The 17,155-nt window shown below is 71.0% G+C and carries 13 protein-coding genes and 1 riboswitch; of the genes, 7 read left to right on the top strand and 6 right to left on the bottom strand.

What is annotated here, in order from left to right; genetic code table 11:
* The first annotated feature begins 588 nt into the window (after window positions 1-588).
* Together ACN20J_RS30175 and ACN20J_RS30170 are read left to right on the top strand one after the other, a co-directional pair.
* Window positions 589-1,500, top strand: coding sequence for an esterase/lipase family protein (locus ACN20J_RS30175; protein WP_419668989.1), 912 nt, complete (start codon window positions 589-591; stop codon window positions 1,498-1,500).
* A gap of 317 nt (window positions 1,501-1,817) precedes the next feature.
* Window positions 1,818-3,569, top strand: coding sequence for a M23 family metallopeptidase (locus ACN20J_RS30170; protein WP_419667232.1), 1,752 nt, complete (start codon window positions 1,818-1,820; stop codon window positions 3,567-3,569).
* 71 nt (window positions 3,570-3,640) lie between these two features.
* Here the strand turns inward: ACN20J_RS30170 and pcrA are convergent, their stop codons facing one another.
* Window positions 3,641-6,154, bottom strand: a complete 2,514-nt coding sequence (gene pcrA / locus ACN20J_RS30165; protein ID WP_419667231.1) for a DNA helicase PcrA — start codon at window positions 6,152-6,154, stop codon at window positions 3,641-3,643.
* Window positions 6,155-6,594: 440 nt separating this feature from the next.
* Window positions 6,595-6,766: riboswitch (cyclic di-AMP (ydaO/yuaA leader) on the top strand.
* A gap of 6 nt (window positions 6,767-6,772) precedes the next feature.
* On the opposite strand from pcrA, the gene ACN20J_RS30160 reads away from it, so the two are divergent.
* Window positions 6,773-7,924, top strand: coding sequence for an NlpC/P60 family protein (locus ACN20J_RS30160; protein ID WP_419667230.1), 1,152 nt, complete (start codon window positions 6,773-6,775; stop codon window positions 7,922-7,924).
* A 104-nt stretch (window positions 7,925-8,028) separates the two neighbouring features.
* On the opposite strand, the gene ACN20J_RS30155 is transcribed toward ACN20J_RS30160, so the two are convergent.
* A complete protein-coding gene (locus ACN20J_RS30155; protein ID WP_189837204.1) occupies window positions 8,029-8,382 on the bottom strand; it encodes a hypothetical protein in 354 nt (117 codons plus the stop codon).
* Window positions 8,383-8,831: 449 nt separating this feature from the next.
* On the opposite strand from ACN20J_RS30155, the gene ACN20J_RS30150 reads away from it, so the two are divergent.
* Window positions 8,832-9,899: an NlpC/P60 family protein gene (locus ACN20J_RS30150; RefSeq protein WP_419667229.1), complete on the top strand. Its 1,068-nt coding sequence runs from the start codon at window positions 8,832-8,834 to the stop codon at window positions 9,897-9,899.
* A 279-nt stretch (window positions 9,900-10,178) separates the two neighbouring features.
* Window positions 10,179-10,838 carry a hypothetical protein gene (locus ACN20J_RS30145; protein WP_361915783.1) on the top strand — a complete coding sequence of 220 codons (660 nt, stop codon included), beginning with the start codon at window positions 10,179-10,181 and terminating at the stop codon, window positions 10,836-10,838.
* Window positions 10,839-10,916: 78 nt separating this feature from the next.
* On the opposite strand, the gene ACN20J_RS30140 is transcribed toward ACN20J_RS30145, so the two are convergent.
* Window positions 10,917-11,762, bottom strand: coding sequence for a response regulator transcription factor (locus ACN20J_RS30140; protein ID WP_361915780.1), 846 nt, complete (start codon window positions 11,760-11,762; stop codon window positions 10,917-10,919).
* Window positions 11,759-13,042, bottom strand: a complete 1,284-nt coding sequence (locus ACN20J_RS30135; protein ID WP_189837200.1) for an ATP-binding protein — start codon at window positions 13,040-13,042, stop codon at window positions 11,759-11,761. Before ACN20J_RS30135 ends, ACN20J_RS30140 begins: the two co-directional genes overlap by 4 nt.
* A gap of 234 nt (window positions 13,043-13,276) precedes the next feature.
* Here ACN20J_RS30135 and ACN20J_RS30130 point away from each other — a divergent pair, with 234 nt between their 5' ends.
* Both ACN20J_RS30130 and ACN20J_RS30125 read left to right on the top strand, forming a co-directional pair.
* On the top strand, window positions 13,277-14,743 hold the full coding sequence (locus ACN20J_RS30130) for a PspC domain-containing protein (protein ID WP_419667228.1): 1,467 nt from the start codon (window positions 13,277-13,279) through the stop codon (window positions 14,741-14,743).
* On the top strand, window positions 14,730-14,987 hold the full coding sequence (locus ACN20J_RS30125; protein ID WP_259333309.1) for a hypothetical protein: 258 nt from the start codon (window positions 14,730-14,732) through the stop codon (window positions 14,985-14,987). The genes ACN20J_RS30130 and ACN20J_RS30125 overlap by 14 nt, the downstream gene beginning before the upstream one ends.
* 74 nt (window positions 14,988-15,061) lie before the next feature.
* On the opposite strand, the gene ACN20J_RS30120 is transcribed toward ACN20J_RS30125, so the two are convergent.
* Together ACN20J_RS30120 and ACN20J_RS30115 are read right to left on the bottom strand one after the other, a co-directional pair.
* Complete coding sequence (locus tag ACN20J_RS30120; protein WP_372505399.1) at window positions 15,062-15,583, bottom strand: DoxX family protein; 522 nt, start codon at window positions 15,581-15,583, stop codon at window positions 15,062-15,064.
* 245 nt (window positions 15,584-15,828) lie between these two features.
* On the bottom strand, window positions 15,829-17,130 hold the full coding sequence (locus ACN20J_RS30115; protein ID WP_190229539.1) for a hypothetical protein: 1,302 nt from the start codon (window positions 17,128-17,130) through the stop codon (window positions 15,829-15,831).
* Between the last annotated feature and the right edge of the window lie 25 nt (window positions 17,131-17,155).

Raw genomic sequence — 17,155 nt, 5'->3', positions numbered from 1 at the left:
CGATCACCGTTCTACCGACCCGCACAGCCCGCGATGATCCACGGACCTCCGCGGATCCCCGTGGGCCTCCACGGACCTCCGCCGAGATCCACGGAGATCCACTCGGACCTGTACCGACTGATAGCACCCGGGGGCCGGGACGGCGACTCGCCGCCACCGCGCTCACGTCAGATATGCCCCGGTGGCACAGCGACCCCGCACGACACGGCCGGGGAAGGTGAACGAACGTTATCGCCACCATCCCGCTACCGGCAGTTTCGCGGTGTGGACCGAGGGGGAAATCACACGGTGGGACAAGTTCGCCGCGCACGGTCCCGCATCACGCGGCACATGGGCCGCAGCCGGCGGCCGATGGGCCGCTGCCGGACCGGGCGCAAGGGGAGCCGCTACGAGGTCGCCGCACCGCCGCGCCGTCAGCCGCGCGGCAAGGTGGTGCGGCGCATCGGCGATCGCACGACGACGGGCACGCCCGTCGCTCCACCGGCGTCACACGCGCCGCACGTGCACCTCGCCTTCCTCGTCACCGGCTTCTCACGAGGGCACACGGGGGCCGGAGTCGTCCTCCCGTGCGCCGACGGGAGGTCGGCCATGAAGGTCACCAGGGCAGTGTCGCCCCTTCTTCCGCTCTGCCAGCGCCTGCTCCCCGGCAGAATCGCCGGACTCTCGCTGGCCCTCCTGAAGGCGACGGCCCTGGAGATCGCGATCCTCGCGGGTCACCTCCTCCTCTATCCCACCGGCATCACTCCGGAGCGCCGCCCGGCCCCGAACCCACCCGGGACCCCGACCGACCTGGCCGACACAGGCACACGTACAGGCACCGGCACCGGCGACACCACCCGGCTCCCCACCCCCACCAAACCCCCGGTCGTCCTGCTGCACGGCTTCATCGACAACCGGTCCGTCTTCGTGATGCTGCGCCGCTCGCTGGCCCAGCACGGCAGGCAGCAGATCGAGTCGCTCAACTACTCCCCGCTGACCTGTGACATCCGGACCGCCGCCGAGTTGCTCGGCCGGCACATAGAGGAGATCTGCGAGCGCACCGGCCGTCACGAGGTGGACATCGTCGGGCACAGCCTGGGCGGGCTGATAGCGCGGTACTACGTGCAGTGCCTGGGTGGTGACGTCCGCGTCCGGACCCTCGTCACGCTGGGCACGCCGCACTCGGGCACGCGGGTCGTCCCACTGATGAACGCGCACCCGATCGTCCGCCAGATGCGCCCCGGTTCGGGCGTGCTCGACGAGCTGTGCCAGCCGGCGCCGCACTGCCGGACGCGGTTCGTGAGCTTCTGGAGCGACCTCGACCAGTTGATGGACCCGCTGGAGACCGCGTGCATCGAGCACCCGGACCTGCTCGTCCAGAACGTGCGGGTGAGCGGGATCGGGCATCTCGCCCTCCCCGTGCACCCGGCCGTCGCGGCCGGCATCCGGCAGGCCCTGGACGCCGAGGAGGCGGAGGCCCGCCCGGCCGCCGCCCACGCCGACGGCCTGACGGTGGCCTGACGGTGACGTGACCGACGCACGACGGCGCGCCCGGATGCGTGAGCCAACCGGAAGCGGCGGAGCGTAAGCGGCGCAAAAGCCAACCGGCACAACCGGAAGGCGCCGTCGAACCCGTTCAACCGGCTCCGAGAACCGACGTTTCTTCGAACATTCATCGAACGCCAGGCCAAAGCTGTGCCCGCCCTCCGCCGAAAGACGGCCGAATGCCCGTTTCCTGAGAGGAGGAAAGCCGCCGAAGATTGTCGCGCCCTCGTACCGCCGGGTACAGTCGCCGCACTGCTCTGCCAGCCCCTGTCGTCGAGGCGAAAGAGAAGTTGGTGAACGACCGTCACCCGTCGGGGACCGCAACTCCCCCGGCTCCGGCTCCCGAGGCCGCCTCGGCGCATTACGCGTCCTATGGCGAACAGGGCGTCCAGTACGGCGACTTCACCACGTACGACGGCTACTCCGCCACGGGTTTTGACGCCACCGCCTCCGGCACGTACGGCGCGACGGGCGGCTACGACACGACGGGCGCCTACGCGACGACGACCTTCGACACCGACCCCCTGTTCGGCGACCTCCCCGGCAACGGTGGCGGCCACGGCGGCGGCGGAACCGACGGCAGCGGCGCGGGCACGGGTTCGTACGACGCCACCCAGTGGGGCACCGGCAGTCACCAGACGCTGAACTACGACCCGTACGCGGCCCAGCACCACGCCGCGTTCGAGACCGGCAGCTATGACACGAGCGGTGTCTGGCAGGGCTCCGGTTACCAGCAGCTCGGCGAGATCCCGACGCAGGCCGGGAGCCCGGACGCCAGCGGCCAGTGGGACGCGAACGCCTGGCTCCAGGCCGATCCGGTCGACCCCACCCAGCAGTGGACCGCGCCGACCTTCGAGACCGGCACGTACGACGCGACGGCGTGGAACTCGGACGGCGGCGACCACAACCAGCACAACCAGAACCAGACTCAGGTCCAGCCTCAGATCCACCATCAGGCGCAGGCCGAGCACGAGTCGTATCCGACCGAACAGCACACGTCGTACGACCAGAACACGTCGTACGACCAGCAGGCGTCGTACGACCACCAAGAGTCCTACGACGGGCACGAGTCGTACGACCAGCAGGCCACCAGTACCTTCGAGCAGGTCCCGTACGAGGAACAGGTCACCGCGGAAGGCGAGTTCACCCCCTCCGACGACGCCGACGCGGACTCCGGTACCGATGGCCACAGCCACACCCACGACGAATCCGCACCGTCCGACGACGTCGAGGAGACCACCTCCGTCGCCACCGCCGCCCCGGCCGGCCGCTCCGCGTCACGTGCGGCCGGCCGTTCCGCGCCCCGTTCCCGCCGCCGCACCCCGCCGAAGCGTTCCGCCCTGCTGACGGTCGCCGTGCCCTCGGCGTGTGTGATGGGCGTCGCCGGAATCGCCGCCGCGTCCGTGACCGGCGGAAGCAGCAGCAACGACGAAGCACGGACGACGGCCGCCGCACCCGACGCGGGCGCCGTGAAGCCCGCTGCCGCGAACAACCAGTTGGACACCCAGCTCGAGAACCTCTCGGCCGACGCGGACGACTTCGCCGACCGTGCGAGCCGTACGCAGGAACGTATCGACTTGAAGGCCCAGCAGGCCGCCGACAAGCAGAAGGCGGCGGCGGAGGCGGCCCGCAAGGAGCGGCTGCGGCCGAAGTTCGCACTGCCGGTCGCGCAGCACGGGCTCAGTGCCTACTACGGACAGGCCGGCATCAACTGGATGTCCGTCCACACCGGCATCGACTTCCCCGTCTCGTACGGCACGACGGTGATGGCCGCGACCGACGGGACCGTCCGGACGCAGTGGAACAGCGCGTACGGGAACATGGTCATCGTGACCGCCAAGGACGGTACGGAGACGTGGTACTGCCACCTCTCCACGTACAAGGTCGCCTCGGGGGCCGTCGTGAAGGCCGGGGACCCGATCGCGTACTCCGGGAACTCCGGCAACTCGACCGGTCCGCACCTCCACTTCGAGGTGCGCCCGGGTGGTGGCTCGGCGATCGACCCGCTGCCGTGGCTGCGGAGCCACGGCATCGACCCGACTTAGCCCAGGCCCCTCGACCTGACCCACCCGATGTGACCCACTAGGCCGGAGGGGGGAGCCCCCCGGCCCCACGGCTACAGCTTCTCCACCGGTGCGTACCGCAGCAGCAACCGCTTCGGCTTCTCCTCGCCGAAGTCGACCGTCGCCTCCGCGTTCGCGCCCGTGCCCTTCACGCCGACGACCGTGCCGAGGCCGAACTGGTCGTGGGTGACGCGGTCGCCGACGGCGAGTGACACCACCGGCTTGTCCGTGGCGCCGCGTCGGGTGGCGAAGCCGGACGCGCCCGAGGCCGCCGAGCGGGAGCGCGAGGAGGACAGGGAGGCCGCCACGCCGGAGACCGGACCGGAGGCCGCCGGGCCCAGGGAGCCCGTGCGCTTCCACTCCAGATGCGCCTCCGGGATCTCCTCCAGGAACCGCGACGGCGGGTTGTACGAGGGCTGGCCCCAGGCGCTGCGCATCGACGACCGGGTCAGATACAGCCGCTCCCGCGCACGCGTGATGCCGACGTACGCGAGCCGGCGCTCCTCCTCCAGCTCCTTGGCCTGGCCGAGCGCGCGCATGTGCGGGAAGACGCCGTCCTCCATGCCGGTCAGGAACACCACGGGGAATTCGAGGCCCTTGGCGGTGTGGAGGGTCATCAGCGTTATCACGCCGGACCCGTCCTCCTCCTCGTCCGGGATCTGGTCGGAGTCGGCGACGAGCGCGACCCGCTCCAGGAAGGCGGAGAGCCCGCCCGGCGCCTCGCCCTCGCCGGCCTCCTGCTCGAACTCAAGGGCCACGGCGGCCAGTTCCTGGAGGTTCTCGATGCGGGTCTCGTCCTGCGGGTCGGTCGAGGCCTGCAACTCGGCGAGGTAGCCGGTCCGTTCGAGGACCGCCTCAAGGACCGTCGCCGGGCCTGCGCCCGACTCGACGATCGTGCGGAGGTCCTCCATCAGCGTGTTGAACTTCTTGACGGCGTTCGTCGAGCGGGACGCCATGCCGTACGCCTCGTCGACGCGGCGCAGCGCCTGAGCGAAGCTGATCTTCTCGCGCTGGGAGAGCGCGTCGATCATCGCCTCGGCGCGGTCGCCGATGCCGCGCTTGGGGACGTTGAGAATGCGGCGCATCGGTACGGAGTCCTCGGGGTTCGCGAGCACGCGCAGGTACGCGAGGACGTCCCGGACCTCCTTGCGCTCGTAGAAGCGGACGCCGCCGACGACCTTGTAGGGCAGGCCGACACGGATGAAGACCTCTTCGAAGACACGGGACTGCGCGTTCGTACGGTAGAAGACCGCGACGTCGCCCGCCTTCGCGTCGCCCGCGTCCGTGAGCCGGTCGATCTCGTCGGCGACGAACTGGGCCTCGTCGTGCTCGGTGTCGGCCACATAGCCGGTGATCTGCGCGCCCGCGCCCGCGTTGGTCCACAGGTTCTTGGGGCGGCGCGACTCGTTGCGCTCGATGACCGCGTTCGCGGCGGTGAGGATCGTCTGCGTCGAGCGGTAGTTCTGCTCCAGCAGGATCGTCGTCGCGTTCGGGTAGTCCTCCTCGAACTGGAGGATGTTGCGGATGGTCGCGCCGCGGAAGGCGTAGATCGACTGGTCGGCGTCACCCACCACGCACAGCTCGGCCGGCGGGAGGTCGTGCGCGCTCGGCGGTACGTCCACGGGGTGCTCGGAGGTGCCGACGAGCTCGCGGACCAGTGCGTACTGCGCGTGGTTCGTGTCCTGGTACTCGTCGACCAGGACGTGCCGGAAGCGGCGGCGGTAGTGCTCGGCGACGTCCGGGAAGGCGCGGAGGAGGTTGACCGTCGTCATGATCAGGTCGTCGAAGTCCAGCGCGTTCGCCTCGCGCAGGCGGGACTGGTACATCGCGTAGGCCTGGGCGAGGGTCTTCTCGAAGCCGTCGGCGGCCTGGGCGGCGAAGTCCTCCTCGTCGATCAGCTCGTTCTTCAGGTTCGAGATCTTGGCGCTGAACGACTTGGGCGGGAACCGCTTGGGGTCGAGGTCCAGGTCACGGCAGACCAGGGCCATGAGGCGCTTGCTGTCTGCGGCGTCGTAGATCGAGAAGGAGGAGGTGAAGCCGAGCTGCTTCGACTCGCGCCGCAGGATCCGTACGCAGGCGCTGTGGAAGGTCATCACCCACATCGCGTTGGCGCGCGGGCCGACGAGCTGCTCGACGCGCTCCTTCATCTCGCCCGCGGCCTTGTTCGTGAAAGTGATCGCGAGGATCTGGCCCGGGTGCACCCTGCGCTCGCCCAGCAGGTGGGCGATCCGGTGCGTCAGCACACGGGTCTTGCCCGAGCCCGCGCCGGCCACGATGAGCAGCGGCGAGCCGTGGTGGACCACCGCCGCGCGCTGGTTCTCGTTCAGCCCGTCCAGGAGCGCGGCCGGGTCCACGTGCGGCCGGGGCGCGCCGTCGCGGTAGTACCCGTCCCGGCTCGGCGGCACGTCGAACTGGCCGCCGAACAAATCGTCCGGAACGGGCTCCGACTCCTGCCCCTGGTCCTCCGGCGGCGGCGGGGGCTCGTCCTCGGGCGGCGGGGGCTCCTCCTCGTGGGCCCGTGAGGGCTTGAGGTCCGCCAGGAAGCTGTCATCAAAGAGGCTGCTCATCGCTCTCCGAGTCTAGGCGCCCCCACTGACAGCCTGCCGCCACCTTGGAAACTCGACGGGGTCGCTCCGCGGGGGTGCGGGTTTCCGTGGCTGCTCGCCTTGAGTTTCGTCACCCTCCGGTGGGGGTTTGCAGCGGTCCGTGATCACGTGGTCTGGCTGCGGCTTCGGCTGGGATTCGGGAGCGGTGTGTCGTGGGTGCGGGTCGGCTTTGGTTGGCGTGCGCAGTTCCCCGCGCCCCTGAAGGGGCGCTGCAGTGGGGCGGGCTTCACCTAGTAGACAACTCGGGGCAGAACCATCCGAATTGGCAATCGCGAATCGAGTCCAAGGCTAAGGTCACGAAAATGTATCGGGCATATCGCACATCAAACTTCACAGGGGCCACACGAATTGGCTAACTTTTATGTGGGCCGCACGACCCGCACCGGCGAACACGCCGGGCCGAGCGGCCTCCGCCGAGTCCGGCAGGCCCTCGTGGCCGACGGAGCCGGGGACCCACCGACCTTGGGGTGAATCGGTCCAACTCCCTTCGGGGAAACGGGCCGTAGGGCAAACCTTCCGGAGCACCCGCCCGAACCCGACAGCTAACTCGGTAGGCGGACGACGGAAGGAGACGCCCTCGTGGCGCCACACCGCAGGTCCCGGCCCCCCAGTCCCATGGGCATACGGACTCCGGCCATCGCCACCGCGGCCCTGACCTCGGTGGCCCTCCTCTCCCAGACGGCGAACGCGTCGCCCTCCGAGGAGCCCAGGCCGAGCCTCGAGGAAGTCGAGAAGAAGGTCGGCGACCTCTACCGCCAGGCGGAGACGGCCAGCGAGAAGTACAACGCGGCCAAGGAGAAGACCACCAAGCAGAAGAAGCGCGTCGACACCCTCCTCGACGACGTGGCGCGCCGCACGGAGAAGCTCAACGACGCGCGCGAGGAGCTCGGTACGTTCGCCGCCGCGCAGTACCGCACCGGGGCCGCCGCCCCCGACACCGCCTCCCTCCTCCTCGCGGACAACCCGCAGGACTACTTCGACCAGACCCAGCTGATGGACCGGCTCACCAGCCGCCAGAAGCAGTCCGTCGACGACTACGTGACGCAGCAGACCGCGACGACGGAGAAGCGGCAGGAGGCGTCCGAGAGCCTGGAGACGCTCACCAGGACGCAGAGCTCGCTGAAGACGTCCAAGGCGGACGTCCAGCGGAAGCTCGCCACGGCGCGCGACCTCCTCTCGAAGCTGACCACCGAGGAGAAGGCGCGGCTCGCCGCGATCGAGCGGCAGAAGCAGGAAGAGGCCCAGCGCAAGGCCGACGAGCTGGCCCGGCAGCAGGCGGCCGACGCCGAGCGGCGGCGCCAGGAGGCCGCGCAGGACACCGGGACATCCACGAGCTCCGGGAGCGCCTCAGGGACCTCCGGGTCCGGCTCCACCGCCTCCACCGCCAAGGCCGACAAGGCGCTCGCCTTCGCCCGCGCCCAGATCGGCAAGCCGTACGTCTGGGGCGCGAGCGGCCCCGGCTCGTACGACTGCTCCGGCCTCACCCAGGCCGCCTGGAAGGCCGCCGGCGTCACCCTCCCGCGCACCACCTGGGACCAGGTCAAGGCCGGCACGACGGTCTCCGTGAACAGCGCCCAACCCGGTGACCTGGTCTTCTTCTACGACGACATCAGCCACGTCGGTATCTACATCGGCGACGGCATGATGATCCACGCGCCCAAGCCGGGGGCGTACGTCCGCGAGGAGTCGATCTACTACATGCCGATCCACAGCGTGGTGCGCCCGGCGTGAGGGGCTTCGGCTTCGTGAGGGGCCTTTCGTAGACCTGGGTGGAAATGGGAGAGGGCACACGCGCGTGTGCCCTCTCCTGTTTCCGCTCAGGCTCCCGTTTCCGCTCAGGTCCAGAGCACCGCGATGAAGATGTTCGCCGTGGTCAGTCCGCCCACCAGGCCGAACAGGCTGTTCTCCACCTTCTCCTCGTCCCGTTTCACGTACACGAGGCCGAGGATCACGACCAGCAGGGCGAGCTTCACGCCGATCTTGATGTTGTTGACGGTCTGGTCGTCGGCCTGGTTGAGGCCGACCAGGATCGCGCCGGTGACCAGCATCGTCAGCGCGCCGTGGAGCATGGCCGGGCTGAAGCGGGCCGTGCCGTCGCTCATGGCCTTCAGCTGGGTGAGGAAGCCGCCGAGGAGGGACGCGATGCCGATGATGTGCAGGGCGACGAAGACATGAATGAGTACGTCCATGGCTCCGGACACTAACCAAACGCCTCCGTACCACCGCACACCGCCCCCGGCCCGCACACCCGCCTCGAATACCCGGCTCCGGCGGAGCCCATAGCACCCGGTCGCCCCCCGTTTCCCCACAATCCGCGCATCGGTCACCGCACCACGTCAAGTCGGCGGCCCCGGGCCCGGATCGCGGTCGTACCCGGTCAGCTCATGTCCGAGTCCCACCACTTCCGTACATGCCGTTACCCCCGCCGCGGTCGCAGGTTTAGCGTCCTTCTCCAGGTGACCGGCTCCCCACCACCGCCCGGGTCAGGGGCGGCATCCGGACACCACCGCCGAGAAAGGTCCGGCGGCGGCCCGCTCCCCCTGTGCGGGCCGCCGCCGGACGTGCAACCGGCCCTGAGGGCCGCCGCCGCGGGACGCACCAACTCCTCGGCGGCCGTACGGAAGGACGTGGATCGCACGTGGCAGCGCACCGCAAGCCGAGACAGCGCTCAGTCGGCGGCAGTACGGCCCGCACCGCCTTCACCATCGCGCTGGCGGGCGCGGCGAGCGCGACCGGCTTCGAGGGGACGGGAACCGCCGCTCCCGAGCTGACACCCGCTCAGGTCAAGGCGAAGGTCGACAAGTTGTACCAGGAGGCGGAGGTCGCCACCGAGAAGTACAACGGCGCGAAGGAGAAGTCGACGAAGACGCGGGGCCGCCTGGACACCCTGGCGGACGAGGCCGCGCGCCGGACGGAACGGCTCAACTCGGAGCGGGACGCGCTCGGTTCACTGGCGGCCGCGCAGTACCGGGACGGCGGCGTCGACCCCGCGCTCGGGCTCATGCTCTCCTCCGATCCCGACCAGTACCTGGACGGGGCCGCGTTCGCCGAGCGGGCCGGCAGCAGGCAGGCCTCGAAGGTGTCGCGCGTACGCCGACAGCTGCGCGAGATCGAGCAGTTGCGCGGGGCCGCGCACGTCGAACTCACCTCGCTCAAGGAGCGGCAGGCGGAGCTGAAGCGGCACAAGACGACCGTCACCGGGAAGCTGGGAGAGGCACGGGATCTGCTGTCGCGGCTCTCGGACTCGGACCGGGCCCGCATCGGCGCCGACGACGCGGACACCGCCCGCGCCTCACGTTCCGCCGCGGGCCCGCGCGATCTGGGCGGCAGCACCGGTTCGTCGGCCGCTGCCCCCAACTCCCGTGCTGCGAACGCCATTTCGTATGCGTACGGGAAACTCGGCAGCCCGTACGTGTGGGGCGCCACCGGACCCGACGCCTTCGACTGCTCGGGGCTGATGCAGGCCGCGTACCGTGCCGCGGGGATCGAACTGCCCCGCACCACGTACGCGCAGATCAACGCGGGCCAGCGGGTGTCACGGTCCGAACTGCGCCCCGGCGACCTGGTGTTCTTCTACTCGGGCATCAGCCATGTGGGGCTGTACGTGGGCAACGGGCAGATGGTCCACGCGCCCAATCCGTCGGCGCCGGTGCGGGTGGCGCCGATCGACGAGATGCCGTTCGCGGGGGCCACGCGCGTGGCGTGAGCCGGCCGGCAGGCGAACAGGCAGGGTTGGGTGGAACAGGCAGGGATTGGTGGAGGGAGCGGGGGAGTTCAAGCCGTTCGGGCGTCGGACTGGCGTGGATGGGCGTCGCGCGGGTACAGCGGCGAGGTAGCGTCCTCGTGGCACTGTTCGACATGCCGCACCGCACGGTCGCGATCCGCTCGGTCCCGTTCGCCTCGCTCTCTCGCATGCTTCATTCTCTTCCACCCCGTTCTGCCGTCCCGTTCCGCCTGGTTCGCCGTCGCCCTCCCGAAGGATTCGATGCCTGGCCCCACGCTGCCGCCTCCGCTGCCGCCCGCGTACGTCAGCGGCTGGCCGGACAGGTCGGCGCTGCTGGCGGACCGCGGGCGGGCGTTGGAGGAGTTGCGCAGACGCAGTCTCGGGGTGCACCGGGTGCTGCTGCTCTGGCTGCTGGCGGTCGCGGCGATCATCGGATGGGCGCTGCTGGTCCTGCCGTTGCAGCAACTGGAGCAACGCGATCCCACCGGGTTCATCCTGGGTCCGCTCTTCGCGGTCCTCGGTCTGGCCTCGCTGGCGCCCTCCGTCGTGGCCGTCGTCCTAGCCGTCCGGCGGGACCGCCATATCAGCCAACTTCTCGACGCCTGGCTGCGGTTGGACAGCCATCCGCCCACCGACGACCGCCTGCGCTCCTCCGGGCTGAGCCTCTTCTGGCTGCTCTCCTCGCTCGTCGTCTGCGCGTTCGGGCTGTGGACGTCGTTCGCGGGTGTCGCGGAGGCGAGGCCCGGACGGGACGCCTACAGCGACGTGGTGCTCGTGATGGGGATCGGGTTCATCCTCTGGCTGACCGGTCTGATCGGCGTGGCAAAGGCTGTACGGCACTATCGGTGGGCCGTACGGGTGTTGGGGCCCCGGGCAGCACCGGCAGCCGCCGCTCCTGGTGCCGAGGATCAGGGCGGCTGAGGGTCAAGGCGGCTGACATCCCAGTCCTCGGGGTCCCGCTTTCCCCCGCCCCCTGCCCCCTGCCCCCTGCCCCTGACGTCAGACCAGCCGTCGCGCCGTCGCCCACCGCGTCAGCTCGTGCCGGTTCGACAGCTGGAGCTTCCTCAGCACCGCCGAGACGTGGGACTCGACCGTCTTCACCGAGATGAACAGCTGCTTGGCGATCTCCTTGTACGCGTACCCGCGGGCGATGAGACGCAGGACCTCGCGCTCGCGCTGGGTGAGGCGGTCCAGGTCCTCGTCGACGGGCGGGGCGTCGGTGGAGGCGAAGGCGTCGAGGACGAAGCCCGCCAGGCGGGGCGAGAAGACCGCGTCGCCGTCCTGGACGCGGAAGATGGAGTCGACGAGGTCCGTGCCGGTGATCGTCTTCGTGACGTAGCCACGGGCGCCGCCGCGGATCACACCGATGACGTCCTCCGCGGCGTCCGACACGGACAGCGCGAGGAACCGCACCGGCTGCTCGGCGTCCGCCATCAACGGCGAGCAGCGCCGCAGGACTTCGACCCCGCCGCCGCCCGGCAGGTGCACGTCGAGGAGGACGACCTCGGGCCGGGTCGCCGTGATGACCGTGACGGCCTGGTCGACGTCGGCGGCCTCGCCGACCACCTCGACGCCGGTCCGCTCGGTCTGCCCGATCTCCGCCTGGACCCCCGTACGGAACATGCGGTGGTCGTCGACGAGGACCACGCGCACGCGTCGCCCGGGCGCGGAGCCCGCCGGATCGGGGGCGCCCGCAGGGTTGTTGGCCGTGGCGGCCCCGGACGGTGTGTCGGCTCCGGTCGAACCGGCCGCACCGGTCGCCGCGGCAGGGCCGCCGGCCGTGCCCGCGCCGGTCGTGCCGGCGTCCGGCTCGACCGCTCCGGTCGGTTCGTTCGCGTCGCTCATGTCTCCGCCCTCTCCATCTCCAGCTCGACCTCCGTGCCGCCGTCCGGCACCGCGCGCAGCCGCGCCGTACCGCCGTTGCGCTCCATGCGGCCGATGATCGATTCTCTGACGCCCATGCGGTCGTTGGGTATCGAATCCAGGTCGAAGCCCGGACCGCGGTCCCGAACCGACACGAAGACGGTCCTCCCCTCGACCTCGGCGAAGACCTGCACCGCGCCGCCCTCGCCACCGTACTTGGCCGCGTTCACCATGGCTTCCCTCGCGGCCTGCATCTGGGCGCCGATCCGGTCGTCGAGCGGGCAGTCGCCGACGACCACGACCTCGATGGGGACGCCGTGCTTGTCCTCCACCTCGGCGGCGTTGCGCTTCACGGCCTCCGCGAGCGTGCCGGGTTCGTCGTCCTCGTCCTTGCCGGTGCCCTCGGGCTTGTAGAGCCAGTTGCGCAGGTCGCGCTCCTGGGCGCGGGCGAGGCGTCGGACCTCGTTCGCGTTCTCCGCGTTCCGCTGTATCAGGGTCAGGGTGTGCAGCACCGAGTCGTGGACGTGGGCGGCGACCTCCGCGCGCTCCTGGGCGCGGATGCGCATCAGGCGCTCCTCGGAGAGGTCCTGGGTCATGCGGACGAGATACGGGCCGGCGAGCAGCGCTATGCCGACGAGGACCGCGAGCGCGGCCTGGAGGACCGATCCGAGGTGGGCGGCGGAGCCCTGGAGGACGAAGATCGCGGAGACGCCCGTGGCGACGAGCAGGACGCCGGCCGCGGAGCGGAGCAGGGTGATCGTGCGCTTGCGGCGGCCGACCTCCATCCAGCGGGCCCGCCGCGCGTTGTCCGCCTGGCGCCAGACCAGGGCGACGCCCGCGCCCACGAGGACGGTGGGCCAGAGGTAGGCCTTGGCTCCGCCGCTCAGGTCCACATTGCCGACGAAGATCAGGGCCACCACGACCATGGCGAGCAGCGCGACGATCTGGCCCTTGTCGGGCTTGCGGGCGACGAGTCTGCGGCGGCCGTCCGGCGCGGTCTCGGTGGCGAGGGCGGGGGGCCGCTCGGCGTCCACACCGCCGACGCCGAGCGGGACGAAGAACCAGAACGCCGCGTACAGCAACGCGCCGAGGCCGTCCGCCATCATCAGTCCGACGAAGACCAGGCGCACCCAGATCACGGGCAGCCCGAGATGGCCCGCGAGCCCCCGCGCCACCCCTCCGAGCCAGCGTCCGTCACTGCTGCGGTAGAGCTTGCGCGGCGGCCGCGGGTTCTCGACGATCAGGGTTGCGGCTTCCGGCATGCCATCGATGTTCACACGCCGGAGGGCGCCGGGCATCAGGGTCGACCCCCTAGACTCCCCTGATCTTCGAATCGGCTCGGGGGTCGCCTCCGAATCTGCTCGGGGGTCGCCTCCGAATCTGCGCGGAGTCCCCTCGGCGATCACCGCCTGAGGGTCCGGCCCAGGGTCGATTTCAGGGTTCGGCCAGGGTCGTACCGACTCCCGTCAGGCCGTCGCGGCCGTCACCATGGACACATGACAGATCACCAGCACGCCGCGCCGGGTCCGGGACCCGGCTCCGGCCCGGCCGGGAGCGGAATCCCGGGGGCGGAGCCGCAGGACACCGTGCCCGCGGCGGGCGCCCGGGCGACGGCGGGCGAGGAGCCGCGCGTACCCGGGGAGCCGCAGACGCCGGGAAGTCCGGTCCCGCCCGGGGAGCCCGGTGAGCCCGAGGTCCCGCGGAAGTTCCGGCGCGACCCGCGGCACAAGATGCTGGGCGGCGTGTGCGCGGGGCTCGGGCGGCACTGTGACATGGACCCGGTGATCTTCCGGATCGTGCTCGCCGTGCTCTCGGCGACCGGCGGCCTCGGCCTCATCTTCTACGGCTTCGCCTGGCTCTTCGTCCCGAACGACGACGAGGACGAGAACGAGGTGCGCAAGCTCCTCACCGGCCGGGTCGACGGCCAGGCGCTGGCGGGCGTGCTGTTCGCCCTGGTCGGCTGCGGTGTGTTCCTGTCCATGCTGACCAACCGCGGCGTGCTGACGTTCGCGACGACGCTCTCCTTGCTCCTCGCGGGCGCCGGGTACTGGTCGCGGCAGCGCGCGACGGAGGACCCCGACCCGCTCGCCGCGCAGGCCGTCGCCGACGCGCCGCCGGAGGCACAGGCACCGCCCGTCCCTGCCTCGTTCCCGTCCTGGTGGCGCGAGCCCATCGTCAAGGACGGCACGCATGTGGGCGGCACGGGCTATCTGTGGGGTCCCAAGGACGTGCGCGAGCGCGACATCGCGGCGGCGATCACCATCGCGCACGGCGGCGGCCACGGCCGGGACATACGGCCCCGGGCGCCCAAGCCGCGCGGCCCCCGCTCGATCGGCGGCTCGGTGTTCCTGCTCGCCCTCCTCGCGGGCCTGCTCGCCACCCGCCTGACCTGGGACGACCGCCCACTGGGCGCCAGCCTGCAGACCGGCCTGGCCTGTGCGCTCGGCGTGCTCGGTGTGGGCATCGCGGTCAGCGCATTCCGGGGGCGTACGGGAGCGGGGTCGATCTTCCTCGCCATCGTCACGGCGGGCCTCCTGGCGGGCTCGGCGGCACTGCCGAAGGACATCACCACCCACTGGGTCCGTACGGACTGGACACCGGCCACGGCCGCCGCCGTACAGGAGCACTACAACCTCGGCACCGGTGTCGGCACGCTCGACCTCAGCCGGATCGACCTCGCCGAGGGCCGGACCGTGACGACGAACGCCGAGGTGGGGATGGGACAGCTCAAGGTGATCCTGCCCGAGGACGTGACGGTGAAGCTGGTCGTCGAAGTGGGCGTCGGCGACATCCAGTTGCCCGGCGACGACAAGCAGGACGTGGACGTGGCCCCGGGCAAGCACAAGCAGGTGACGCTCTCCCCCACGGGAAAGAGCACGGACAAGACCAAGGCAGGCGGCACGCTCGACCTCACCCTCGAAGTCGGCATCGGACAGGCGGAGGTCACCCGTGGCACGTCATGAGTTCCAGCCCGGCCGGCTCATCGCGGGCCTCTTCCTCACCCTCACGGGCGTCGTCTACGCCGGAGACGCGGGCGAGGCCTGGGACACCCCGTGGTTCGTGGTGATCCCCCTCGTCACGGTCGGCCTCTGCCTGGCAGCCGCGGCGGGCACCCTGGCCCACGGAATCCGCCGTCGGCGGCGCCGCGCGCTACCGACACGAGAGGCTCAGGAAGAGGCGCGCCCCCAAGGGGGCGCGGGGCTGTGACATATGCGGCTCCGCCGCGGAGGCGCGACCAGCCCCACCGGCCCACGGGTTGATCACTTCGTCCGGCGGAGCGCCTAGTAGGCGCTGCTCGTTCGGCGCCTGCGCCGGGACCGGATCATCGCGTCCACCGAGAACACCGACGCCCCGGCGAGCACGATCGGCAGCCAGGCCATCAGGTAGGGGAGGTCGTTGCCGTAGTAGTACGGGTCCGAGGCCCAGCTCACCGTCAGCCAGAGGCTGAGGGAGATCAGGGCGCCGCCGAACGCGGCGAGACGAGCGAAGAGGCCGATCAGCGTGCCGATACCCACCGCGAGCTCACCGAAGGCGATGGCATAGCCGAAGCCGACGGGATTCTTCAGGGCGAGATCGACGAGCGCGGGAATGGCCGACGAGTCGCGCACCGTCCGCATCAGGTCGCCGACGGACCCGGCCCCGGCGTCGTGCATGAAGGCGCTGTCGGTCAGCTTGTCGATTCCCGCGTAGATGAAGGTGACGCCGAGGAAGACCCGCAGCGGTAGCAGGGCGTAGCGCGTCGCGGTATCCCGCCAGTCACCGCCGCCGTCGTCCCCGTACCCGGAGTGCGTGTCCATTCGCATGCCGTGAGCCATCGCTCTCCGCCGCCTCTCGCCGCCGCCGAACGGTTCACCCCTCAACAGACGATACGTACGAAGAGAAGTTCCCGCTCAAGAGCGGACGCACAAATTTTCACCAGGTCCCCCTGTACATCCCTTTTGGGCCTGTACGGGAACGGAGGATCCGCATCCGCAGGCCGCCCTCCGGGGAGATGTCCCTACGGCGTCCATGCGAGTGGCGGGTGGGAGCCCTGGGCCGGGCGCCGCCGTCACTCCGTCACATCGATCCCCACCCGGTTCGTCTCCAGCCCCGCCGCGGTGACGACCTGTACGTCCACCCGCCCGGGCTCCACGTCCGCCGGTACCGGCACGGTGAGCACCGCGTCGGACGGGTTGCTGAACCCGCCGGGCACCGGAACCAGTGGCACATGCACATGCACGGCCCCGATCCGCACGACCATCCGCGACAGCCGGTCCGCGCCCTGCGCGCCGGGCGGCACGAATCCGGCACCCCGGATCTCGATGTCGTCGCCGGTCCGGATCGGCGCGTCCAGGTCCCCCGCCTCGCGGGCCCGCACGACCGACAGGATCACCGGCCGCCCGCCCTCGGCGTACTTCCCGGCGACGTACGTGGCGGCCGACACCAGCACCATCACGGCCAGCCCCCACGGCAGATCGGGCAGCTGCTCGGGCCGCCGGGCCAGCCGGACCGCCGCGAAGACCAGCGCGACGGCGCCCACGACCACGTACTGGATGTCGGCGAAGCTGCCGCGGCCGGAGTCGTCGGTGAGGAGATCCGCGGCCCGGGGCCGGTCGGCCCGTACCTTCTGCAGCCGCTGTCCGAGGACGCGCAGCCCCACGACCCGCCGCACGAGCACGGCGATCGCGCACACGACGGCGAGCACGGTCACGATCCCGGCTCCCCGTGCGAGGTCGAGCCCGGCGATCAGGGAGTCGCGCTGGTCGGGGGAGGACGCGCCGGCCAGCCGGCCCGCCAGCACGAGCACGGCGTAGACGACGAACAGCACCCAGCCGACCGCCACGGCACGTGAGGTGGAGAGCCGGTTGTCCTCGCCGATGACGGGCGCCAGTACCCCGCCCCGCGCCCGGTGGAACCACGAGGCCCCGGTCAGCAGCGCGCTCACGACCACCGCGGCCACCAGCCCCGCGGTCCGCGCGGCCGTCCAGCCCGCCCCGATCGCGGTGAACGTCTGCACCAGGAGCAGGACGACGACAACTCCCCATACGGCGATGACGGTTCGCCGCCACACCAGGCCGAGCCAGACCTCGCCCTCGGCCCGCCCGCGCTCCGCGACGACGTCCGCGGACTGGGTCAGCTCGTCCGAGACCCACTGCCTGGATGCCCCGGCCGAGTAGGCGACGGCCGCGGGCAGACCCCGCCCGGAGGCCAATTCGTCCCGCTTGGAAAGGAATTCGGCAACGGCTCGCCGATGCCCCTCGCGTGCCCCGTGCGGACAGTTCCCGCAGGTGCAGCCCCCCTCGTGCCCGCTCCGACCGGCGCCGCGCCCGGCTTCACGCCCCACGCCCTGTCCAGTCTCCTGCACCGCCACGCCCGTTGCCGCCTTCCAGACCATT

This window comes from Streptomyces sp. 2-1 (assembly GCF_048564895.1).
In the GTDB taxonomy this organism is placed as follows: Bacteria; Actinomycetota; Actinomycetes; order Streptomycetales; family Streptomycetaceae; genus Streptomyces; species Streptomyces phaeochromogenes.
The sequence above is the reverse complement of the archived record's forward strand: the minus strand, read 5'-3'. Positions and strand labels throughout refer to the sequence as shown.

Bases quoted from the DNA above. Each gene is read 5' to 3' on its own strand.
- ACN20J_RS30175 (WP_419668989.1), top strand. From the start codon at position 589: ATGAAGGTCACCAGGGCAGTGTCGCCCCTTCTTCCGCTCTGCCAGCGC.
- pcrA (WP_419667231.1), bottom strand. From the start codon at position 6,154: ATGAGCAGCCTCTTTGATGACAGCTTCCTGGCGGACCTCAAGCCCTCA.
- ACN20J_RS30155 (WP_189837204.1), bottom strand. From the start codon at position 8,382: ATGGACGTACTCATTCATGTCTTCGTCGCCCTGCACATCATCGGCATC.
- ACN20J_RS30145 (WP_361915783.1), top strand. From the start codon at position 10,179: ATGCCTGGCCCCACGCTGCCGCCTCCGCTGCCGCCCGCGTACGTCAGC.
- ACN20J_RS30140 (WP_361915780.1), bottom strand. From the start codon at position 11,762: ATGAGCGACGCGAACGAACCGACCGGAGCGGTCGAGCCGGACGCCGGC.
- ACN20J_RS30135 (WP_189837200.1), bottom strand. From the start codon at position 13,042: ATGCCGGAAGCCGCAACCCTGATCGTCGAGAACCCGCGGCCGCCGCGC.
- ACN20J_RS30130 (WP_419667228.1), top strand. From the start codon at position 13,277: ATGACAGATCACCAGCACGCCGCGCCGGGTCCGGGACCCGGCTCCGGC.
- ACN20J_RS30120 (WP_372505399.1), bottom strand. From the start codon at position 15,583: ATGCGAATGGACACGCACTCCGGGTACGGGGACGACGGCGGCGGTGAC.